This is a genomic window from Endoryza foliicola (assembly GCF_050589245.1).
Lineage (GTDB): Bacteria > Bacteroidota > Bacteroidia > Chitinophagales > Chitinophagaceae > Endoryza > Endoryza foliicola.
This window is the reverse complement of the sequence record NZ_JBOBEW010000001.1, coordinates 182224-205123: the sequence shown is the minus strand read 5'-3', so window position 1 is coordinate 205123 and position 22900 is coordinate 182224. Positions and strand designations below refer to the sequence as shown.

General features: G+C 40.2%; 15 protein-coding genes. 12 read left to right on the top strand and 3 right to left on the bottom strand.

What is annotated here, in order from left to right:
- Positions 1 to 301: 301 nt before the first annotated feature.
- The 8 genes from ACQ2HE_RS00820 to ACQ2HE_RS00785 all read left to right on the top strand — a co-directional run bounded on the left by ACQ2HE_RS00820 (position 302) and on the right by ACQ2HE_RS00785 (position 12321).
- On the top strand, positions 302 to 4228 hold the full coding sequence (locus ACQ2HE_RS00820) for a hypothetical protein (RefSeq protein ID WP_430895478.1): 3927 nt from the start codon (positions 302 to 304) through the stop codon (positions 4226 to 4228).
- Between the two features lie 13 nt (positions 4229 to 4241).
- On the top strand, positions 4242 to 4577 hold the full coding sequence (locus ACQ2HE_RS00815) for a hypothetical protein (RefSeq protein WP_430895480.1): 336 nt from the start codon (positions 4242 to 4244) through the stop codon (positions 4575 to 4577).
- 363 nt (positions 4578 to 4940) lie between these two features.
- On the top strand, positions 4941 to 6020 hold the full coding sequence (locus tag ACQ2HE_RS00810) for an AAA family ATPase (protein WP_430895482.1): 1080 nt from the start codon (positions 4941 to 4943) through the stop codon (positions 6018 to 6020).
- A 38-nt stretch (positions 6021 to 6058) separates the two neighbouring features.
- Positions 6059 to 10348: a DUF6443 domain-containing protein gene (locus ACQ2HE_RS00805; protein ID WP_430895484.1), complete on the top strand. Its 4290-nt coding sequence runs from the start codon at positions 6059 to 6061 to the stop codon at positions 10346 to 10348.
- Positions 10320 to 10745 carry a hypothetical protein gene (locus ACQ2HE_RS00800; protein ID WP_430895486.1) on the top strand — a complete coding sequence of 142 codons (426 nt, stop codon included), beginning with the start codon at positions 10320 to 10322 and terminating at the stop codon, positions 10743 to 10745. Before ACQ2HE_RS00805 ends, ACQ2HE_RS00800 begins: the two co-directional genes overlap by 29 nt.
- Positions 10746 to 11003: 258 nt before the next feature.
- Entirely contained in the window at positions 11004 to 11189 is a 186-nt protein-coding gene (locus ACQ2HE_RS00795) for a hypothetical protein (protein WP_430895488.1), read from the top strand.
- Between the two features lie 182 nt (positions 11190 to 11371).
- Positions 11372 to 11761, top strand: coding sequence for a hypothetical protein (locus ACQ2HE_RS00790; RefSeq protein ID WP_430895490.1), 390 nt, complete (start codon positions 11372 to 11374; stop codon positions 11759 to 11761).
- A gap of 179 nt (positions 11762 to 11940) precedes the next feature.
- On the top strand, positions 11941 to 12321 hold the full coding sequence (locus ACQ2HE_RS00785) for a hypothetical protein (protein ID WP_430895492.1): 381 nt from the start codon (positions 11941 to 11943) through the stop codon (positions 12319 to 12321).
- Between the two features lie 83 nt (positions 12322 to 12404).
- On the opposite strand, the gene ACQ2HE_RS00780 is transcribed toward ACQ2HE_RS00785, so the two are convergent.
- Positions 12405 to 15548, bottom strand: a complete 3144-nt coding sequence (locus tag ACQ2HE_RS00780; RefSeq protein WP_430895494.1) for a WD40/YVTN/BNR-like repeat-containing protein — start codon at positions 15546 to 15548, stop codon at positions 12405 to 12407.
- Positions 15549 to 15792: 244 nt separating this feature from the next.
- Here ACQ2HE_RS00780 and ACQ2HE_RS00775 point away from each other — a divergent pair, with 244 nt between their 5' ends.
- Together ACQ2HE_RS00775 and ACQ2HE_RS00770 are read left to right on the top strand one after the other, a co-directional pair.
- On the top strand, positions 15793 to 17271 hold the full coding sequence (locus ACQ2HE_RS00775; RefSeq protein ID WP_430895496.1) for a redoxin domain-containing protein: 1479 nt from the start codon (positions 15793 to 15795) through the stop codon (positions 17269 to 17271).
- A 6-nt stretch (positions 17272 to 17277) separates the two neighbouring features.
- Positions 17278 to 19230: a peptidylprolyl isomerase gene (locus ACQ2HE_RS00770; RefSeq protein ID WP_430895498.1), complete on the top strand. Its 1953-nt coding sequence runs from the start codon at positions 17278 to 17280 to the stop codon at positions 19228 to 19230.
- Positions 19231 to 19252: 22 nt separating this feature from the next.
- Here the strand turns inward: ACQ2HE_RS00770 and ACQ2HE_RS00765 are convergent, their stop codons facing one another.
- Together ACQ2HE_RS00765 and lptB are read right to left on the bottom strand one after the other, a co-directional pair.
- A complete protein-coding gene (locus ACQ2HE_RS00765; protein ID WP_430895500.1) occupies positions 19253 to 19957 on the bottom strand; it encodes an HAD family hydrolase in 705 nt (234 codons plus the stop codon).
- Positions 19944 to 20744: an LPS export ABC transporter ATP-binding protein gene (lptB, locus tag ACQ2HE_RS00760; RefSeq protein ID WP_430895502.1), complete on the bottom strand. Its 801-nt coding sequence runs from the start codon at positions 20742 to 20744 to the stop codon at positions 19944 to 19946. Before lptB ends, ACQ2HE_RS00765 begins: the two co-directional genes overlap by 14 nt.
- Before the next feature lie 124 nt (positions 20745 to 20868).
- Here lptB and ACQ2HE_RS00755 point away from each other — a divergent pair, with 124 nt between their 5' ends.
- Positions 20869 to 21822 (top strand): methylenetetrahydrofolate reductase, encoded by a 954-nt coding sequence (locus tag ACQ2HE_RS00755; RefSeq protein WP_430895504.1) that lies wholly within the window; start codon positions 20869 to 20871, stop codon positions 21820 to 21822.
- Between the two features lie 41 nt (positions 21823 to 21863).
- Entirely contained in the window at positions 21864 to 22859 is a 996-nt protein-coding gene (add, locus tag ACQ2HE_RS00750) for an adenosine deaminase (RefSeq protein WP_430895506.1), read from the top strand.
- Positions 22860 to 22900: the final 41 nt, after the last annotated feature.

The window sequence follows — 22900 nt, the reverse complement described above, 5'->3', positions numbered from 1 at the left end:
ATTTTGCCGAAAGCTGCAAGGCAGCTCTGATAGTTTGGCAAATATATGATTTATAAGTAGATACACTTATTTCAAAAAAATATTCAAATATGCTTGCACGTTACAACCTAATTGATGCTTATTTTTATCCTTTAAACCAATTCTAAGTGCTATGCGATCTTATTTTTCAAGGACAATTTATGTCCCATACCCACACTTTTCCCCAGTCTACACAGACATAGTCTCGAACATATTTCAATCTTCTTTTATTTTTTAGTTTTTACAACGCGCTGTTCAAATAATTTATTTCATTCTGTTGAATATGAAGTCACTAATTAAGCTAATTATTATAACGGTAACAGTATTATTTACATTACAAATAAGAGCGCAAAATAATCCTTATAAGGAAGTAACTATTGCGTCACCAACGGCTGCTTCTTTGGGTAAATATGCTGATGTGCCAGTAAATTCTCACACTGGCTTACCTCAAGTATCAATTCCAATTTACACAGTGAGATATGGTTCAATTGGTTTGCCGATTGGTTTGAGTTACTATGCCGGAGGTTTAAAAGTTATGGAGCCTTCAAGTTGGGTAGGAGCAAATTGGTCATTAAATGCAGGAGGAGTTATTACGAGATCAGTGCAGGGCGCTCCGGATGAAAGAAATATTAGCAGTACTACTGCTCAAGACTATGGCCATTTAAGCAATAAAGGTTATAACAATTATCTGTGGGTTCCAGGTGCTCCTCCCTACAGCTATTCGCCATCTTTTTCTTTTTCTCAACGACAGGATTACCTTGAATTCGCTACAGGACGTAAAGACGGTGAACCTGACATATTCTACTTCAATTTTGCTGGTACATCTGGTAAGTTCTATTTTCATGACGATGGTTCGGTTATAACAGTACCTCAGCAAGATTTGGTTATTAAATATGGCTATACCCCAGGTGTCGGAAAAAGCATAGATAGTTTTGTTGTAATTGTACCGGACGGGACCAAATATTTTTTTGGAAGAACGTCGAACACAACTGATGTAGATCCGGTTGAAAAAACATTTCCGTTCGACGGAGTAAATACCTATCAAGGGCAAGTAGTTTCTAGTTGGTATTTGAACAGAATTGAATCAGCGGATGGAGTGTTTGCGATAAATTTGACGTATGTCTCTGAGAATTATTCTTACTATACTTATTCTGCTTTTCCTGTTGATGCAAGTAGCACTGGCACCAATGAATACAAAGTTTATAAGAACATAACAAATGGCGTAAGATTGGCACAAATCAGCTGGCCTAACGGAGTGGTTAATTTTAATGCAGCTAGTACAGGAAGGTTGGATTTGAATGGAGATGCTATTTCATTTATTGACGATGCAAACACACAGGCTAAAGCCTTACAGTCTATTTCGATTTCAGACGGTGCTTCTGTTTGCAAATCATTTAATTTCACATATGGTTATTTTCAGGATAATACTACCAATGTTCCCTCGAATTTTGTGCCAGGTAATAATTCGAATCCGATAATCACAAAGGATAGAAACCGGTTAAGGTTAGAAACGGTGCAGGAATCATCCTGTGATAACTCGGTTGTTATTCCCGCTTACAGCTTTGAATACTTCACAGAATTTGTTCCAAGACGACTAAGTTTTGGAGTAGATCATTGGGGATTCATAAACGGGGCAAATTCAAATACAGGATTAATCCCTACTTATACTGTTAATGACTTTACACAGGTCACTGGTGCGAATCGTGATGCTGCTTGGCCTGCAATGCGTGGTGGCGCTTTGAAGCGGATAAACTATCCTACTGGAGGCTATACGGATTTCGAATTTGAAGCGAATACTACGTGGATTAGTTTTAATAAAAAAGAGTGGCAGTTCCGATTTACCCAAGCCGCAGGTGGAGATGCAAGCCCCAATTGGGTCATCAGTACTAGAACTTTTACAGGGAATACGTATAGGATATCATTTACCAATTCTAGTGTTGGGTCCCAAGCTTTCTTAAATGTTTATCGAGTGTCCGACAACTTTCAAGTAAATGGATGGGTGCTTGAGGCAGGGGCAACTTTTACAACAAATTTGACATATCCTGCAGGATCGTATCGCATTGAAATGAAAAAGCTTACCAACACCAGCGGTTACCCTGCCATTGCAAACTTTGATGAATGGGTTACGACACCTATTCAAAAAGACGAAACAGTAGGGGGGTTGAGAATAAAGTCAATAACCAATTATGACGGTGTTTCAACTGCCAATAATATGGTTACTAGTTATTCCTATTCTTCCAATGGCAAAAGCACGGGCATACTATACAGCAGGCCAACTTATGTTTATAAAATTAGAAATGATATTTGGCGAGACGTTGGTTTCCAAGATGGTCCGAATTGTGGCTTATATGGCTGTGTGGATTGTAATGGCTCTGCGTTTGCTAAAAGTGGATCAACTATTCGTCCTCTATCAACAACGCAAGGTAACCATATTGGATACAATGAAGTAAAAGAAAGCAAAGTAGGTGGAGGATATACTGTTTATCGTTATTATGGCTCCAATTTATGGGATCTAAACGTTTCAGATGTTGCTGTAAGGTCGATTGTTACAAATGCGGGATGTGAGCCAACGGTTGTTAACTATCCATTTATTCCCTATCCATTTGAATACAAGCGAGGTGAATTGAAGTATGTCGGTATCTTCAATGAGGCAGGACAAATCTTAAAGGAGACCGAGTATTACCACACCTATATAGAGGATTCTATTAAGACTCCTGCATTGATGGTGTCTGTTTCTCCCATTGGTTCTGTAGATCCAATGCTTCCATCTTACTATAATTTAGTGACTTCCAAGAAAGTGCAAATGCAAGTAGTTGAGAAGGACTATGCGCAGGGCTTTGCTGCAGGTATGATGAAGTCTTCCAATACTTATTTTGAGAGTCCCTATCATACAAGTACGACCAGAACTTCTGTAGTGTCTTCAAAAGGTGAAGTATTGGAGAATAGAATAAAGTATAGTTTCGACTACAGGGTTGCTAGTTGTGATACCATAAAAGATGGATGGAATGCCTATGCTACCGCTGCTGCAGCTGCACTACTTCGCTACAACCAAAGGAAAGATACTTGTTCTACACACCTTTGTCGTTGGTGGGCTTGGCAAGCTTATATTAAGGAACTGGCGGATGCGAGAATCTCGTACGTTAACACTCGAAAAGCCAATATTTCAAATGACAATAGCCAATTCAATACCTGTATGTTGAATTGGAAGAACATAAATGCTGACGCTAACTTGAAGCCTGTACTTGAACTACGTAGTAGAAATATGAATGTTCCAATAGAATCTACCTCATGGAACGGTTCAAATATTATAAGTGCCAATTTTGTTCAATATGGATATTCGCTTGCCCCTACAACTATGCCAGTACCTGCCAAAGTTTTTTCAATCCCACTTTCCAGTCTCGCTTCAACTTTTTCTCCGTCTGTTGTGAGTTCTTCGACTATAACTAAAGATGCCAGATATGAGGAAGAGTCAAATGCAAAATTTAGTAATGGAAACTTGGTAGAAATTGTTCCAAAATCCGGGGTTATGACTTCTTATGTTTGGGGATTAAACAATGCGGTTCCTATAGTTAAAGCGACTGGTGTTTCGTATGCTAACTTAAAATCGGCTTACGACGCAGTTAGTGGAAATTTAGCTACACTTCGAGGACATTCCTTGCTGACCAATGCATTTGTAAATACATATGAGTATAACACCATCCTAGGCCTATTGAAGGAGTCAAATCACAATTCCCGAAATCAGACGTATGAATACGATGGGCTGTTTAGGCTCCTAAGGATGCGAGATCATAACAACAACATTATTAAACAATACGAGTATAAATTCCGCTTTGGAGTTTGCGCACCGCTATGGCAGAATGAAGGAGCCGTTTATTGCGAGTCTGTTGCAGGTTCCAATACTGGTAACCAAGTACAACTACAAAGAGATACCAACCCATGCAGTACTACATACAATACAACAAGAACAGTCGTTGTTACCTATAATACAAATTCCTGCCCCGTTTCACTCTGTAATTCAGGGAATTGTTTAGGTCCAGATAAAAAATGTATTAATGATGTATGCACTACGGGCTGGAAAGTGTACACGGGTTCTACGTACGATTACTCGCGTGGACTGTATATCTGTACATTCCATTACGAATGGTCTGATGGTTCTTGGTCGCCAAACTACCAAGAGGAAAGTGCTTCTGATTGTAGTTTTATTATGTAAAAAATAGATGAATATGAAAGCTTTACTGATCATTTTGGTCATGGTATGTTCTTATGCTGTTAAAGGGCAAGAAGCAAGTTCAGCAGATTTAATTGCTGAGAAAATTGCTAATAGGATGAGAGATTCGCTGGATTTGTCTGGAAGTATTCGCGACAGTATTGTTACCATTAACAAACAAATTAACTCTGCAAAGAAGGAAAAGATGGTAGCTGGTGGAGTTTATGATGAGATTCGAAAGCAGATTCAACAAATTGAGAACAGACGAGATTCTTTGTATCAAGCGATACTGCCTGCAGATAAATTTTTGTTGTACAAACAAAAGAAATCGATGCTGATTCGAAATGACTAAAACTGTCCTATTGTAACTATTATTCAATTTCACATGAAGTATTGTTTTCTTTTGATACTAATCTTGATAGGTAAGGGTCAGATTCTGGCTCAAGATTCGGTGACTATCGTTGGATATTCGCAAATAGTTGACATTGGAAAAATGGGAGTGACTGCGAAAGCAATGGTTCATGATATCGAAAAAGCGCAGAAGCGTTATGTAAAAAAGTTTCAAAAGATAGAGAACAAACTATTGAAGAAACTGTACAAGATTGATAGCAGTAGAGCTCAAGTACTCAAAGCAAGCAACCGTGTTTTTTTTGGGTCTATTGAGAGTAGTATTAAGAAAGCCTCTAATGCCAACTATTTTGGAAGACTTGACACATTGATTACTGGACTCGATTTTTTACAAAAGCATTCGAGTGGATTTTCTCAAGCAAGCAATAGTATCAAGGCCTTGTCAAATTCCACCAAGAGTTTGAATGAATTTAAACAAAAGCTTCAAGAGGGGAGAGAGCTTTCTGCACTACTTGAAGAAAGAAAGGCTTTTCTTAAGGAGACGCTAAAGGGTATAGATGTCTCAAAATATTTTAAAAGCTATTCAAAAGAGTTGTATTATTTGAACTCAAGTATTATCGAGATAAAACAAGTGTTTCGTGAACCTCGGAAGGCTGAGGAGAGAATATTGTTTCTATTAAACCAAACGTCACAGTTTAAAGAGTTTTTAAGAGAGCATTCTGAGTTAGCCACTTTATTTCGAATTCCAAACGATCCTTCCGATCCAAGCGGACTGAGTGGTTTAGCTGGACTACAAACAAGATCTCAAGTCGCAGCATTGATTCAACAGCAAATTGGTCCAGTTGACTTTCAATCTGTAAGACAGAATTTGAATGAGGCCCAAGGGCAACTAGAACTGTTAAAGTCGAAGCTGTCTAAAAATCCTGATGCAACTGATGATCTACCAAATTTCAAACCTAATCATCAAAAATCCAAAAACTTTTGGCGGCGTGTAGAAATTGGGTCTAATGTACAGTCAAATCGTGGAAATAGTTTTTTTCCGGTGACAAGTGATGTAGGGTTAAGTGCTGGGTATAAATTAAATGATTTTAGCGTGGTTGGTATTGGCTCCAGTTTCAAGTTGGGATGGGGTGAAGGTGTTCGAAACATTCGTTTTAGTTCACAAGGGGTTGCGCTCAGATCTTTCTTGGACATCAAACTGAAAGGAAGTTTTTGGGCAACAGGTGGGTTTGAGCTGAATTATTGGAATAGGATCAATTCATTGTCGGTTTTTTCTAACTTGAATCCATGGCAAAAATCCGGTTTAATAGGGGTGAGTAAAATAGTATCGCTGAACTCGAAGTTTTTCAAAAAAACAAAAGTTCAAATATTGTGGGACTTTATCGGTAAATCAAACTCACCTAACTATCAGCCTTTTGTGTTTAGATATTCTTACAACTTTAGATAGATATACCAAACTATTCATTAAACCAATTCTTTTGAGTGATGCGTTTCAATTTTGATTTTAAAAGAATCCTGATATATTCAGTTGAATTGAGCTTTTGTGTGTTGGGGTACAGTCAAGTAAAAGCTCAAACAAGCTACAATAGTTCGATTGAAGTAAATTACGTTCGTGTTTGGGAAGCTTCTGCTCCCGAATCAAATGCGACTGTTTTGCCAACTCGTCCGCTGAGAGATGTTAAAATGTCTACCCAATATTTTGACGGATTAGGTCGCCCATTGCAAACAGTTGTGAAACAAGGGTCTTTAGAGACAGGAGGTTCGGCGGTAGATATGGTCGTTCCAAATTTGTATAATGTTTTGGGCCAAGAGGTGAATAGTTATTTACCTTTCGCAGCAACTACAACGGGAGGTAACGCATCAATCAGTGATGGTGGATTTAAGTTGAATCCATTCCAGCAGCAGGCTGCATTTATGAACGCTCAATACACTGGTCAAGGTGAAAGCTACTTTTACAGTCAAGTGAATATCGAGGCTTCTCCTTTAGCAAGGGTGTTGAAAACACTGCCTCCGGGTCTTAGTTGGGTTGGTTCAAATAGAGGTGTGGTTAATGAGTATACTTTCAATCAGGCAGAAGAAACCAACGTAAAAAAGTGGACAGTTGCGCAAACTTCGGGAAGTATACCAACCGTAACCGGTGCGTATGGAGCTGGCGAGTTGTACCGCATGGGAACAGTTGATGAACATGGTAATACGGTATATCAATATAGTGATAAAAATGGAGCTGTTGTTTTGAAGAGTGTTCAATTGGGTACCGATTGGGCTCATACATTCTATGTTTATGATGAGTTTGGTAGATTGCGGACTGTGGTTCCTCCCAAAGCAGTGGCGGCCATCAATACGACTTGGGTGCTTACCACAGCTATTATGAATGAACTCTGCTATCGCTATGAATACGACAAGCGTGGACGTCTGATTGTCAAAAAAGTTCCGGGGGCAGAGGAAGTTAGAATGGTGTATGATGCTAGGGATCGATTGGTAATGACACAAGATGGCAATATGCGAATTGCCAATAAGTGGTCTTATGTTGTTTATGACACCTATAACCGGCCAATAGAAACAGGAGTTTTGGTTAATAGCAGTACTCATACTGTCTTGATGGATGCCGCCTATAATAGTATTTCCTATCCTAGCACAACCGGTTCAACGGTTTTGACAAAGACATTCTACGACAATTACTCTTGGTTAGCTTCTAATGGCAACCCATTCAGTTCATCAAGGTCAGTAACGGATGATGCTTTGCTATTAGCTGCTTCTTCCTCCTATCCCTATACACAGTTTCCGACTCAGTCTACATTAACTAAAGGCCTGCCTACTGGATCGATGGTTAATGTATTGGAAAGTACACAGAACTTGTATACTATCAGTTATTATGATGAATATGGTCGAATGATTCAATGTCAAAAGCAGACACTAAATAGTGGGGTAACCATTGTTACGAACCAATACAGCTATTCCGGACAATTACTATCAAACTATACAAGTACAAAGATCAGTAATACAGGTGCTACCATTGGAAGTCTGACCAAATATGAACACGATGATTTGGGTCGAATAAGTTTAATCAAAAAGCAAGCCCGTTCGTCAACGGGTTTGAATAGTGCAGAGAAGGTATTAGTTCAGAGTGAATACGATAAATTGGGACAATTGAAGAAAAAGACATTTTCTCCTGGATTTGGAACAAGTGGATTAGAATCTCTACAATATGAGTATAATGTTCGTGGTTGGTTACTAGGGGCCAATCGGAATTATACAAAAGATCAAAATAGTACCAATTATTTCGGGTTTGACCTAGCCTATGATAAGATTAGTGGAGTTTTAGTAGGCGCCCAATCGTACTCAGCAGCACAGTATAATGGCAATATTGCGGGAATGACATGGAAAAGTAAGGGTGATGGTGAGAAGCGAAAATATGATTTTACTTACGATGGGATGAATCGTTTGTTAAAAGCCGATTTTACACAGTACACGAGTGGCACATTTAACAAGTCTGCTGGATTTAATTTTGATGTAAAGATGGGGGATGGTGTAAATGCCAACACTGCCTACGATCTAAATGGTAACATCTTGAGAATGCAGCAGTTTGGTTATAAGTTATCAGGAAGCGCTCAGATCGATGATTTAACCTATACCTATGCGACCAATAGCAACAAATTAGTAAAAGTAACTGATGCCTTCAACGATGCAGCAACTAAATTGGGTGATTTTAAAGATGGCTCGAATGCAACGACTGATGACTATACTTTTGACAATAATGGCAATACTATAACGGATCAAAACAAAGACATTACAAGCATAAGCTACAATATTCTAAACCTGCCGCAAGTTGTAATAGTCAATAAGACACCTACAGATATCGAAAAGAATAGCACCATAACTTATACGTATGATGCTTCGGGGAATAAATTAAGGAAAGTTGTACTTGATAAAACGGTGACGCCCAACAAAATAACGACCACCTTATACGCTGGCGGACAAATTTACGAGAATGATGTATTGCAATTGATTGGACACGAAGAGGGGCGTATTCGATTTGTGCCGGCTGATGGTTCAACTGCAGCTAGCTTTCAGTTCGACTACATGCTGAAAGACCATTTGGGCAATGTTCGGATGGTATTGACTGATGAGCAAAAGGTAGAGGCTTATCCTGCGGCTACAATGGAAACAGCAACGAGTACCGCGGAGAATTTACTCTATGCTAATATCAATTCCACCAGATCTACTAAGCCTGCAGGATATCCGGCAGACAGTTACTCTAGCCCTAATACGTATGCTGCTAAAACCAGTGGAAGTGGTAATAAATTAGGGCCAGCTATTATCTTAAAAGTAATGGCAGGCGATAAGTTTAATGTACGAGTAAGTAGTTGGTACAAAACAGGGGGAGTAAGTCCACAAACGCCTACCAGCGCCTTGAATGACTTAGTTAGTGCACTGACCAACTCGTTTGCCAATATGGCTTCTTCAAAGGGGGGACCTACGGCAACTGAATTTACAAGCAGCGGTCTACCCTCCAATGTTGCCAATAGCTTTTTAACTAGCCAAACTACAGTTGCCGGTCGCCCTAAAGCTTATTTAAACTGGATATTGGTTGATGAGCAGTTCAAGTTTGTAAGTGGTAATCCGGATATTGTTGGAGCGAATGAAACCTTTAAGATACATCAGTTTACGGATTTGCCTGTGACTAAGAATGGTGATTTGTACGTTTATGTTAGTAATGAAACACCAAATATTGATGTTTACTTTGATAATTTACAAGTTACTTTGAGTAAGGGGCAGATACTGGAGGAGACGCATTATTATCCTTTTGGATTGACGATGGCCGGAATCTCGGCAAAAACTAATAATTCATTAATAAATTATTTAAGATGGAATGCCGCAAGTCAATTTGAAACACAAGAGCTAATAAATGGAAATAGTCTAGATATATATTCTACATTTTACAGGAGCCTAGATCCACAATTGGGTAGATTTTTGCAAATCGATCCATATGCCAATATTCAGGAAGACTACTCGCCATACCAGAGTATGGACAACAATCCCATAATAAATGTTGATCCACTTGGAGATTTTGCTACTAGAATGGGAGCATGGTGGCACAGATTATGGCATGGTGGTGGCAAAATTGAAAAGAATGAATATGGTGAATGGTCGGTAACCAAAACAAAGATTGTAAATTCGACGAGTTCGGCAGGAGTAACAACTACGGCCATAGTAGCATATAGGTACTACGGGGAGGGAAGAAATCAATATTCTAATGCTGGAGAGGATTACCTGAGACAGGAAGAAATGAGATGGGATATATTTGTAAAAGGAGATCGATCAATATACAAAGAATATCCTTCTCAGGACGAAGCCAATCGTGCGACAATAAATTTAGCTGCTTCTATGGTTTTGCCAAACCCTTTTCTTAAAGGTGGGACTTTGTTTGCGAACAAAGCAAAATTTAGTAAGGAGATTTTATTGTTAGAATCGCAAAGGATGAGAATGCTGAGAATAGTTCAAAACCCAAAGCTTCGTAGCTGGATTGAAAAACTTTGGAGAGCAGGGGCTAAATATGGAGATGGTTCTACTGGAGCAATAATTAAACTTGAAAAAAGCGAAGGTGTAATAACATCTGCGAGCGGCTCGCATGTTCAAAAAGGTGAAGAAGCCTTAGCTGCGATGGCCAAATTTTTGAAAGGTAATTATGGTGAGCTTTGTGAGTCGGATCGGCAAATTGTATTTGAAGTAATTCAAAATCTGACTGATGGAACTGGACTTAGCTTTAAAAAGTAATTTAAGTTGTATGAATAAATTAAATGAGATTGATACGTTTACATTTCAAAAGCTTGCGGAATTATTGTTTGAAACCGTTCCCGAATTTCATGAGTATTGCCTTAAGTCTAAGATTTTTGATGATTTCGAGGTTGGAGGATATTCATTTATGAATGAATTTTCAATAAGGCTAGCAAATGAAATTAACACTTATACATCCTCTGATTTTATAAGTCATTCTTTTACTTATATTAATCTAATTGGTACTAGTAAAAATCTAGAAGTTTTGAATATTCTAAAGGTTGGTATTTTGGAAATACTTTTTACATCTGGCCAAGTTTGTAGAGATTACACTTCAACGATGCTAAATAGTAATGTACAAATTTTGTTCAATGATTATTCAAGATTTTATAGTTAGAATTTCAAGAATATATTGACTAGGCTAGAGATTTGTGATTTTATGCTACCGCTAATTAAATTTGAGTAAGGCGTGTAATGGGTTTATTTCCCTATTCTAAAGCACCAAAAAGATATTAAATGCTTAAAATTACTTTTTTAGAGTTGACCGAACTATATTTGAAAAGCAATAATTGTCATTCCTTTGTGGAGAATCTACGGTGAAAGTACAAGCAACGAAGTAATCTATTTCTTAGGATATTTAATAGTCAATAAAAAGATGACAATACCTAATCCAATCTACTATAAAGGAGACGAGAAAACACCAATTTCCATTTATGATATTTTACAGTCATTCAGAGTAGAGCCGGGTTCTCCAAAGGACAAGGAGAGGCAACGCATTTTAAACTACTTAAATGAAATTCAGTTCCCTAAAAATGGTGTGTTTGTTGAATCGAAACGCTAATGTCGGAATTAATTTAACTGTATTAGTATTACGATATTGGTGGAAGACTTATGTCAGAATAGATTGAAGATAGTAGTTTGTAACTACATTGAATCTTATGTGATTTGTACACGAAATTAGGTCTTGAAGATGTATTGATTGCCAGAGAATGAATTTGTGGGTAACATGAAATAGATTTTAAAATGGATTTAACAGGAAAAGAAACTTTCAAAGAGAATAAGAGGCTATTAATTGTATTCTTATCGATAGTTTTTTTGCTTTTTGCTAATCAACTTTATAGAAGAAATAAAGTTTACAACAACGGTGTTTATTCGATTTGTACAATTGTATATTCCGAAGGCTATAAAGGTGGAATCATGTCAAGAGTAAAATACGAGTATAAAGGAAAGCAATTCACCGATTTGGTCCATACGCCAGGAGGAATGAAGACATTTGGCGATGCTTACTTTATTAAGTTACTTCCCGATAATCCAGATGCATTTGTTTTTTTAGAGGATTTTCCAGTGCCGGCTTGTTTGTTAAATGTAAAGGTACCCCCTGACGGTTGGAAGGAGTTGCCCACTTGTAAATAATAATGGTTTAAATTGTTAGAAAGAAAGTATCAAATTAAAAAACAGTTTTACGAGGTTGCGAAGTATCGTCGATTTCCATTTCTAGTGTATTTTATAATTTTTTTGCGCAGTGGATATTTCCAAGCCTTTTATCATCCTTTCTCTTAACCGATACCCTTCAATGACTTTAAAGATTTATAATGAAACTATTATATCTTATCAATTACAGTTTCTGTGCTAAAGTAGCTAAGAAGCCAAAAATTCCAATCGAGGATATTGCTTCTTCAATTACGAGTACTGAGTGTTTTTTCGCACTAATTGCAATTGAGATTATACTGATCTCCTTTTTGCCGTTTACTATAAACCCATATGTTGGAGTTGGTATTAGCGGCGGGATTTGGTATTTCACTCACTATCCGATCCGTTATTATATCAAAAAAAGAATTGTTCAACTCGACTTGAAGCAAGTGTATAGTCAACTCAATAGTAGAGTCATAGCACTATATGTTTTTCTTTGTCCGTTTATCAATCTTGTAATTTTCTGTTTGTTGATTATCGTAATCATCCGGAAGCTTTTGTAGGACATTAAGAACATTCATATAATCAAAAACGCCTACAAAATCTTGTAGGCGTTTTTGTTAGTGCATTTCTAAGACTTGGCAATTTACTCAATCGCCTTCCAACTCTTAAACAAGGAAATCTTCGTGCTTTCTACCAAACTTTGATAGGCTTTCCATTTGGTGTCGAAGAACCCATTCACGGTTTTAGCGAGCTCGGCAATTTCCTTCTCGGAATTTTCCACCAAAGCGGTTTCAAAACTTCCGGGGGCTAGCAGTCGAGCGCCGATATAATTGTAGGCTTCGTAGTAGCGCGATTGAATGGTTGGATCCAAGCTGGCCGATAATCCTTGCTTGTCTACCTTCTTACCGGAAATTTTTTCTCGTAATACTTTAATAGAGTCTAAGATCGGTTTCGCACTGTTGCGCAAACTATCGGCCTCTTTTCCTTCTATCTTATCCAAACTGGCATTTACCTTGTTGATGATCTCTTCCGCTTCATTGAAACGATCGGTGATGGCAATCAACTTGTCGCCGCTGGCTCTCAAACGCTTCGCCAACGCACGCTGTGCCAATTTCGCTTCGTTCTTATTGCCAATGCGTGGATCGTCTTTTACTACAATCATGGTTGAATCGCTTTCGCCATTGTAAGTGAGCAGAACTTTATACGTACCCGCCAATGCCTCGTCTCCGCCGGGTTCATCAGCATCAGGCTTTGGTTTTGGACTTCCGGGGAAACGATAGCCCTTTTCTTCCATATACCAATATTGACGCTGGAAACCACTGTCTACATTCCATCTCAATGAACGAATTTGATTGCGTTGCTGATCGTAGATCTTTACATACACCGTATCGCTCAAAGTCTTCTTGGTGGTGTCCGCAGGCTTTTTCGTTTTGTTGATTAAAAAGGAAATCGCCGCTCCATAAGGCCTGTTCGATGCATCGTACAAACCGGCCAAGCTCCATTCGTAACCCATGGCAGGACGATAATTCGCTTTGTACGCTTCAGGAGCAGGAAATACCGTCAACAATTTTGAAAGCTGCCCTTTCTTTGCGGCCAATGCTCTGAGCGGACGAATGTCATCCAATATCCACAAGCTTCTTCCGAAAGTAGCGATGGCCAAATCGGCTTCTCTTTCTTGAATAGCAAAATCATAGGTTGAAACAGCAGGATAACCGTTTTTCCATTGTTGGAAGCTGGCTCCATTGTCCATGCTCACCCACAAGCCATGTTCAGTTCCAACAAAAATCAAATTGGGTTCAACGGGGTCTTGAATCATCGTAAGCGCATAGCCTTTTACTTTAGTATCGTCTGCCAATCGAGTCCAGGTTTTTCCGAAATCGGTGGTGCGGAAAATATAAGGTTTGAAATCTCCTCTTCTATAATCGTTGGTTACTACGAAGGCTTCACCGGCATTGTAATTGGATGCGCGAATTTGAGGTACCCAAGCGCCGGTGGGCATTCCGGGAATCTTACCTCTGAAATTGGTCCAGGTTTTTCCGCCATCCGTCGTGAGCTGCACATTGCCATCATCGGTTCCCACCCAAATTACCCCTGCTTGTTTAGGAGAAGGAGCAATGGCGAGAATGGTATTGTAAGTTTCCGCGCCGGTGATGTCCAAAGTCAATCCACCGTTTTCGTTTTGTTTTTGCTGTTCCGGATTGTTCGTGGTTAAATCGGGTGATACTACTTCCCAAGTAGCTCCTTTATTGGTGCTTTTGAATAAGAATTGACTTCCGTAATAGATCGTTTTAGAATCGGTGGGGTCTTGCGCCATCGCCGAGTTCCAGTTGTAACGGAGTTTTACTTTGGGATCGGTTACGCCCGGACGTAAGAACCAGCTTTCTGCTGTTTTGATATTTGATTTTCCGAGATAGCCTCCTTGGCTCATGCTGTAGATCCAATTGGGGTCATCAGGGTCGGCCATTACATCGAAGCCATCACCACCACCCACATTGGCCCAATAATAGTTGCGGATACCGCCATTGGTCCAAGTGTAAGCAGGTCCATGCCAGCTACCATTGTCTTGCATACCACCCATTACATTGTAAGGAATTTGATTGTCTACATTGATATGATAGAATTGTCCAATAGGAAGCTTCTCATCGAATTGCCAAGTTTTGCCTCTATCGTGTGAAACAGCGATACCACCGTCGTTACCGTCGATGATAAAATTGGGGTCTTTGGGGTTGATCCACCACGCGTGGTGATCGGGGTGTACACCACTGTAGGGGATGAGGGTTGAAAAGCTCTTGCCACCATCTTCCGTAAGGGTTACGGTAGAATGGATATCATAGATGCGGTTTTCATTCGCGGGGTCTACATAAATTTCTTGGAAATAGAAGGGGCGGTCGGTTACTTCGGGGCCGGCATTCACCAAGCTCCAGTTCAATCCACCGTCATCACTTCTGTAGAAGCCGTTCTTTGAAGATTCGATTTTTGCATACACTCTTGAGGGCATGGATCTTGAAAAGGAGAGACCAATTCTTCCGATATTGCCTTCGGGCATTCCGTTTTCTTTATCCAGTTTCTTCCAGTTCTTCCCACCATCGTAGGTAATATAGAGTCCGCTGCCAGGTCCGCCGCTTTTGAACACCCAGGGTTGGCGGCGGTGCTGCCACAATGCCGCAATCAATTTATTAGGGTTAGAAGGATCCATCACCAATTCACCACAACCGGTGGTATCGTTGGCGTAGAGAATTTTCGACCAAGTTTCTCCTCCATCCGTTGTTTTAAACACACCTCTCTCAGGATGTTCTCCATAGGGGTTGCCAATAGCGGCAGCATATACTACTTGTGGATTGGTAGGGTCGATGATAATGCGGTGGATGTTGCGGGTTTTGTCCAATCCCATCTTTTTCCAGGATTTTCCCCCGTCCATCGATTTGTAAATACCTTCTCCAATATTTAATGAGTTTCTGGGGTTTCCTTCACCTGTTCCGGCCCATACCACGGCGGGGTTGGACTGTTGAATGGCGATGGAACCGATGTTCAGCAAGGGCTGTTCGTCGAAAACCGGCGTCCATTCATTGCCGCCATTGGTTGTTTTCCAAACACCTCCGGAAGCTGCTCCCAAGAAGATGATATTGGGATTGCTGTGAACGGCATCAATGGCGGTAATACGACCGCTCATGCCTGCCGGACCAATGTTTCGAGGCTTCCAATTTTTAAAGTGTTGATTGATATTTACTTGCTGTGCGGCAACCGCCCCCGAAAAGAACAGGGCGACTGTGAGGAATTTCCATTTCATTAAGCAGAGATTTTGAGTCTAAATGTACTACAAAGATGGTAATTAGGTATTAGGCTTTGGGCTGTTAGGCATTAGGCCTTAGGTTGCTGGCGCAAGCAGCCCGTCCCGAGAGCACAGCGATTCGGGACCGGCAGTGCCCGAACAAAACGCTCCAATAAATAAATTTAGGGACCTAACGCAAGCCCTTTGCAACTCGTATCTTCTTAAAATACATCTATTAACAAACTGCTTTCACAAGGATTTCGTGAAAAACACGTTATATATTGATAATTTAGTAGTTAGAAGGACCATGACCATGAAGAAACTCGTTACGCTTACCTTATTATTGACCGTTTTTGCGGCTGTAAAAGCTCAAACCGGTTATTCCATTGCTGTTACCCTAAAGCCTTTCAAAAATTCAAAAGTATACCTAGGCTATTATTACGGTACAAAAAAAGCCTTGGCCGATTCTGCCATCCTCGATCAAAACAGCAAAGGCGTTTTTAAAGGGAAAAAAGCACTTCCGGGAGGCATCTATTTTGTAGTATCTCCGCGAATGGAGATCTTATTCGAACTACTGCTCGATAAACAACAACAATTTCAAGTAAGCGCCGATACAGCAAAAATTCCGGCTTCCATTGTATTTACCAATTCACCCGAAAACAGTTTGTTCTCTCGCTACAGCAAATTTGCCGGCGAAGCAGGATTGAAATCTGTTCAAATAGGTCAGCAATTAGCACTTGCAAATGCTGCTGATAGTGTAAAGTTGATTGAAGAGAGAAAGAAAATTGCAGAATCAGTTGATAAGTTTCGCGACAGCATCATCAAAAAGAATCCGCAAGCTTTGTTGGCCACGCTGTTCAAAGCCATGCGCGATCCGGTGATACCTCCGGCAGATAAGCATCCCGGAGGAAAGTACGATTCGGTTTATGCATACAATTATTACAAATCGCATTTTTGGGATGGCATCAGTTTCTATGATGAGCGACTGATTCGTACGCCCTTCCTCGAAAACAAACTCAATCGATACTTCAGAGAATTGGTAGTGCCTGCACCCGATTCATTAATTAAAGAAGTAGATCGGATTGTTGTGTACAGCCGGGCCAACGATGAAACCTTCAAGTATTACATGGTGTACTTCGTTCAGAAATACATCAATCCGGAATACATGGGTCAGGATGCCGTTTTTGTACATCTGTTCGAAAAATACATCAATACCGGACATACGAATTTCTTTACCAAGCAGTACATGGATTTCATGACCAAACGGGCCTATAGTTTAATGGCGAACCTGATTGGTCAACCGGCTGCAAATCTGGAAATGGTAGACACCACTGATCATCCCTTGCCCTTGTATGCCGTTCAAGCACCCTTAACTGTAGTGTGCTTCTGGGATCCAACCTGTAGCCATTGTAAAGAAACAGTTCCTAGGGTAGACTCGATGTACAAAGCCAAATGGAAGGCGCTTGGTGTGGCCATTTATGGAGTAATGACTGATGGCGGTAAAGACAATTGGAAGGAATTCATTCAAAAACACGATCTATCGGGATGGTACCATGTTTATCAAACTCCTGCAAAAGCAGCAGAGATTGAAGCGGCGAACAAGCCGGGCTACAAACAGTTGTACGATGTGTATCAAACTCCGATCTTATATCTTCTTGATAAAGACAAAAGAATTGTAGCGAAGAAATTGAGTTATGATCAATTAGACGAAGTGATCACCTTAAAGTTAAAATCGAAGTAATCTTCTATGAAGAATTTGTATAAAGTTTCGCTGATCGTATTGATGCAAGTAGTGGCATTGAAAAGCTTTTCACAAGTATTGTTTACCTATGGCTCTAAATCGGTAACCCGTGATGCTTTTGTAGAAGCCTATAAAAAGAACAATGCCGGCTTACCAATGGATGAGAAAAACCTTCGCATCTATCTTGACTTGTACATTCGATTTAAGTTGAAAGTTCAAGCAGCGTACGATTTGAAAATGGACACGCTGCCCACTCAAGTAGCAGAGGTCAATAATTTTCGTTCTCAGGTAGCTGATAGCTATATGATGGACGAAAGTAGTTTGAACAAATTGGTAGACGAGGCGATGGAAAGAAGTAAAAAGGACTTAGAATTGGCGCATATCTTTTTGTCCATCAAGCCCGGAATGACCGAAGCTCAACAGAAAGAAATTCAAAAGAAAGCACAATTGATCTATGAAAAAGCTTCGAAGGGTGCTGATTTCGGACAATTGGCCGCAAGTTTCTCAGACGATGAATTGGCTAAAACAAGAAAAGGATACATCGGATACATTACCGCTTTGAACCTTCCTTATGAAATTGAAACCCTTGCTTACGCAACCAAACCGGGTACAGTGAGCAAGCCTTATCGTTCAAAAGCAGGAATTCACATCATTAAAGTGATGAAGTCTAGACCCGCAATTGGAAAGGTTAGTGTTTCACAGATCCTAATTGCATTTCCTCCCGATCCAAGTGCGGCTCAGAAAGCCAAAGCCAAGAAGTTAGCCGATTCACTGTATGTGTTACTAAAAAAGGGTGCTGATTTTAAGAACCTCGCCAAAAACTATTCGGGTGATAACTTGAGTTATGAAAATGGTGGGCAAATTCCCGACTTTGGTATTGGCAAATACGATGCTTCTTTTGAAGCGGCTGCGTTTGGATTGAAAGCACCTGGAGAAATTTCAAAACCCGTGCTCACCGCCTATGGGTATCATATTTTGAAATTAAACAAACGTGTGCCATTACAAGCCGATCTAAACAATCCGAATGATAAAGAACTATTTCGTCAGTATGTAGCTGCCGACAATCGGATTTCAATCGCATCGAATATTCTATTGAATAAGATCTTTGCCCTAACTGATTTCAAAAAGGCGAATTTCAATTCAGCCTTGTTTAATATGATAACAGACAGTGTGTGGGCTGCTTCTACCTATACTCAAGCACCGGAATTAAACGACGCCACAACGCTCTTCTCCTATAAAGGCAAGAATGTAACTTTAAAAGATTGGCTGAATTATATTGAAGTGATTCGGAACTTTGAGAATATGCGCGGCGCTAAAACCAATGAAGCGCAATTAGATCAGTTCATTCAAAATACCACATTCGAGTATTATAGAGAACATTTAGAAGAATTCAATCCGCAATTTGCAGCGCAGATCAAGGAGTTCGCTGAAGGAAATTTACTTTTTGAAGTGATGCAGAAACAAGTATGGGAGGCAGCTGCGGCTGATTCGGTTGGATTACAAGATTATTTTCAAAAGAACCGCGACAAATACTGGTGGGAAGCCAGTGCCGATGCGCTGATTTTTTCTGCGAACAATCAAAACACGTTTGAGCAAACCTCCGCTGCTTTACAGGCTGATCCCAACTCTTGGAAGAAGATGTTAGAAATGGCGAATGGTACTTTGCAAGGAGATTCGGGAAGATTTGAACTGGGACAAATTCCTGTTGTAGAAAGAACTCGCTTCTCGGAGAAGTTGATCACTGCCCCGGTAATGAATGAGCAAGACAAAACCCTCACTTTCGCATATATCATTAAAGTATACCCGAATCGAGAGCCTCGCAAGTTTGAAGACGCCAAAGGCTTGGTGATAAACGATTATCAACAAATTTTGGAAGAGAAATGGGTAAACAGTTTACGTGCAAAGTATCCCGTTAAAGTAAGCGATGCGGAGTTTAAGCAGTTGTTGAATAAGAATTAACCTGTTTCTGTTTGAAAGGCTGTTACTCTTTAGGCAGCAATAGCGGAAGCAATTCACTTGCTTCTTTCATTTCCGTAAAGAAAGGGTGTTCAATTTTGTGGTGCACTTTTTCATGTTCCCAAGTGATGTGAAACGGAATGTGAACGCCATGTCCGCCAAGTTCCAAAACCGGTAATACATCCGACTTTAAGGAGTTTCCGATCATCATCAGTTCGGTTGCCGGAATATCGAGATGCTTGATCAGTTTTTGATAATCTCCCATTTGCTTGTCGCTCATGATCTCTATGTGATGGAAATAATGTTCTAGCCCCGATTTCTTTAGTTTTCTTTCCTGGTCCAATAAATCACCTTTAGTAGCTACCACCAAACGGTAATGTGGTTTTAGCTGATGGAGAACAGACTCGATATTGGGAAGCAGTTCAATAGGGCGATCGAGCAGATCTTTTCCCAAGGCCAGTATTTTATCTACTAATTCGAAAGAAGCTGTTTGGTTGGTAATTCGTGAAGCTGTTTCAATCATCGAGAGCACAAAGCCTTTCACGCCGTAACCATAGAGTGCTAAATTCTGCATTTCTGTTTTGAACAACTCTTGATGCGTTGTATGCAGGGGAAGATAATCCTCCAATAGCGCAGCGAACTTATCTTCGGTTTCTCTGAAGTACGGCTCGTTTACCCAAAGGGTATCGTCTGCATCGAAGGCAATTACTTTAATATTAGACAGGCTCATTGCTTGTGGGATCGTTTAGGCGAAGTCCTTTAAGGGCTTCTTCGTGAAGATAATCCTTGCGTTTCAATTCAAAATTTCTACCCAAGTAAAGGCGACGAACTTGCTCGTCTTCTGCCAATTCTTCTGCAGTACCGTGTTTAAAGATCTTTCCTTCAATCAATAGGTAGGCACGATCACAAATAGAAAGGGTTTCATTTACGTTGTGGTCGGTAATAAGAATACCGATGTTTTTGTATTTCAGTCTGGCAACAACACTTTGAATGTCTTCCACCGCAATAGGGTCCACGCCGGCAAAAGGCTCGTCCAACAATATGAACTTTGGACTTACGGCCAGGGCTCGTGCAATTTCAGTTCTTCTGCGCTCACCACCACTGAGACTATCGCCTTGGTTTTTGCGAACATGGTGAAGGCGGAACTCATCTAATAATTCCTCTAATTTGTCGGCTTGTTCTTTCTTGGAGAGCTTGGTCATTTCGAGTACGGCCTTGATATTATCTTCCACACTCATTTTCCTAAACACACTGGCTTCTTGCGGTAGGTATCCAATACCCAGTTGAGCTCTTTTGTACATGGGCATTTTCGTGATCTCTTCTTGATCGAGGTGCACTGCCCCTTCTTCCGGTTTAATTAGACCAACCACCATGTAAAAGGTAGTGGTTTTGCCGGCACCGTTAGGGCCTAACAATCCAACAATTTCTCCCTGTTTTACATTGACAGATACGTTGTTAACAACGGTACGTTTTCCGTATACTTTAACGAGGTTACTGGTGTAAATTTCACTGCTCACGCAAATATCGATTTTATACAAAAATACCGTAATACTTCCATTTAAGCCCTATTGTGAATTGAATTTAACAGCATTTGTATTAAATTAAAAGCTTAAGTAAGTTTGCACTACAATAAATCACTCGATGAAAGTAATAGACCACATAAATAATTCGAAAAGCACCCTGGTTTCATTTGAAATCCTGCCTCCTTTGAAAGGGAAAACCATCAATTCTATTTATGAGCATTTGGACCCCTTAATGGAGTTCAAACCATCTTTTATCAATGTTACCTATCATCGAAGTGAGTTTGTGTTCAAGAAAAAGGCCGATGGCACTTTTGAGAAAGTAGAGGTAAGAAAGCGCCCCGGCACCGTTGGTATTTGTGCGGCTATCATGAACCATTATAAAGTGGATGCTGTTCCTCACCTTATATGCGGTGGTTTTAATAAACGTGAAACAGAAGATGCGTTGATCGATTTGAACTTCATTGGTGTAGACAATGTATTGGTGTTGAGAGGTGATGCTGCCAAGAACGAAACGGTATTCGAACCCGAACCCGGTGGAAATAAAAATGCATTGGAACTTTTAAAACAAACCGTTGATTTGAATCACGGGATTTATTTGGAAGAAGACATTCGCGAAGGCTTCCGTACCAATTTCTGTATAGGCGTTGCCGGATATCCTGAAAAACATATTGAAGCTCCCAACTTACAATCGGATATTGAGTTTCTGAAAGCAAAAGTGGCTGCAGGAGCCGATTACGTAACTACTCAAATGTTCTTTGATAACAAAAAATACTTTGAATACGTAAGCGCTTGCAGAGCCGCAGGTATTGAAATTCCCATTGTTCCGGGCTTGAAACCATTGACTTCAAAAAAGCAACTTTCGGTTATTCCTAGAACTTTCAACGTTGATATTCCAACTGAATTGAGTTCTGAAATTATGAAATGCAAAGTAGATGCGGATGTAGAGAAAGTAGGTACGGAGTGGTTGTTGCAACAATCGAAGGAATTGAAAGCAGCCGGAGTGCCGGTATTGCACTATTATACACTTGGTAAGCCAAGAGTGATCTACAATGTTGTAAAAGAAATTTTCTAACTTTCACGAAGGCTATCTAAAACGATAGCCTTTTTTATACCATGGACTTTTCAACTTTCCCCAAAATAGAACTGCATTTGCATTTGGATTGTAGCCTGAGTTACGAAGTAGTTCAGAAACTCGCTCCCCATGTAAGTTTTGAAGAATACCGCCGTGACTTCATTGCACCGCCTAAGTGCACTGATCTGGCCGACTATATAACCAGAGCCATCAAAGGTTTTGAATTGATGCAAACAGAAGAGCAGCTTCGTTTGGTGACCCTCGATTTATTTCAGCAGTTGAAGCAAGACGGCGTTGTATATGCAGAAATTCGATTTGCACCCTTGCAACATGTGTTTCAAGGATTAACTGCAACAGAAGTGGTAACCATAGTAGATGCGGCCGTTGAAGAAGGCATTCGAGCTACAGGAGTAGAAGGGCGTTTATTGCTTTGTACCCTTCGCCATTTCAAAGAAGCTCAAAGTATGGAAACGGTTCAATTGGTGGAAGCCTTTCGCAATCGATATGTGGTTGGCTTTGATATTGCTGCTGATGAGGCCGGCTTTCCAATTGACGAACATAAATCGGCCTTTAACTATGCTCGCTCCAAAGGAATTCCTTGTACGGCGCATGCCGGTGAGGCAAAAGGAGCCGAAAGCGTTTGGGAAACATTGGAGCATTTTACCCCCACTAGAATTGGGCATGGCGTAAGAAGTGCCGAGGACCCCAATTTATTGGAGCATTTAAAAGCAAAAGACATTCATTTGGAAGTATGTCCTACCAGTAATGTACAAACCAATGTATTCCCCAGTTTGAAGGAGCATACCGCCACTACTATTTATGATGCGGGCGTGTCGATGAGCATCAATACCGACGCGCGAGCCATTTCTGATACCACTCTTGGCAAAGAATACGACATTATGTTAGAAGAGTTCAAATGGACCATTGACCATCTGAAACATTGCAATTTTGAAGCGCTGCGCCATTGCTTTGCCCCCGAAACGCTGAAAGAAGAAATTAAAGCCAAATTAAATTCGGCTTACCGGCACTGGATATAGCGCCTATTTTACTGAATCCTGACGCTTTGCTTTTTTTGGGT

What these genes read in the sequence shown, in the direction of transcription:
- ACQ2HE_RS00800 (WP_430895486.1), top strand. Translation starts at nt 10,320, where the DNA reads ATGGAACTGGACTTAGCTTTAAAAAGTAATTTAAGTTGTATGAATAAA.
- ACQ2HE_RS00765 (WP_430895500.1), bottom strand. Translation starts at nt 19,957, where the DNA reads ATGAGCCTGTCTAATATTAAAGTAATTGCCTTCGATGCAGACGATACC.
- ACQ2HE_RS00780 (WP_430895494.1), bottom strand. Translation starts at nt 15,548, where the DNA reads ATGAAATGGAAATTCCTCACAGTCGCCCTGTTCTTTTCGGGGGCGGTT.
- ACQ2HE_RS00805 (WP_430895484.1), top strand. Translation starts at nt 6,059, where the DNA reads ATGCGTTTCAATTTTGATTTTAAAAGAATCCTGATATATTCAGTTGAA.
- add (WP_430895506.1), top strand. Translation starts at nt 21,864, where the DNA reads ATGGACTTTTCAACTTTCCCCAAAATAGAACTGCATTTGCATTTGGAT.
- ACQ2HE_RS00755 (WP_430895504.1), top strand. Translation starts at nt 20,869, where the DNA reads ATGAAAGTAATAGACCACATAAATAATTCGAAAAGCACCCTGGTTTCA.
- ACQ2HE_RS00785 (WP_430895492.1), top strand. Translation starts at nt 11,941, where the DNA reads ATGAAACTATTATATCTTATCAATTACAGTTTCTGTGCTAAAGTAGCT.
- ACQ2HE_RS00790 (WP_430895490.1), top strand. Translation starts at nt 11,372, where the DNA reads ATGGATTTAACAGGAAAAGAAACTTTCAAAGAGAATAAGAGGCTATTA.
- ACQ2HE_RS00815 (WP_430895480.1), top strand. Translation starts at nt 4,242, where the DNA reads ATGAAAGCTTTACTGATCATTTTGGTCATGGTATGTTCTTATGCTGTT.
- ACQ2HE_RS00795 (WP_430895488.1), top strand. Translation starts at nt 11,004, where the DNA reads ATGACAATACCTAATCCAATCTACTATAAAGGAGACGAGAAAACACCA.
- ACQ2HE_RS00770 (WP_430895498.1), top strand. Translation starts at nt 17,278, where the DNA reads ATGAAGAATTTGTATAAAGTTTCGCTGATCGTATTGATGCAAGTAGTG.
- ACQ2HE_RS00820 (WP_430895478.1), top strand. Translation starts at nt 302, where the DNA reads ATGAAGTCACTAATTAAGCTAATTATTATAACGGTAACAGTATTATTT.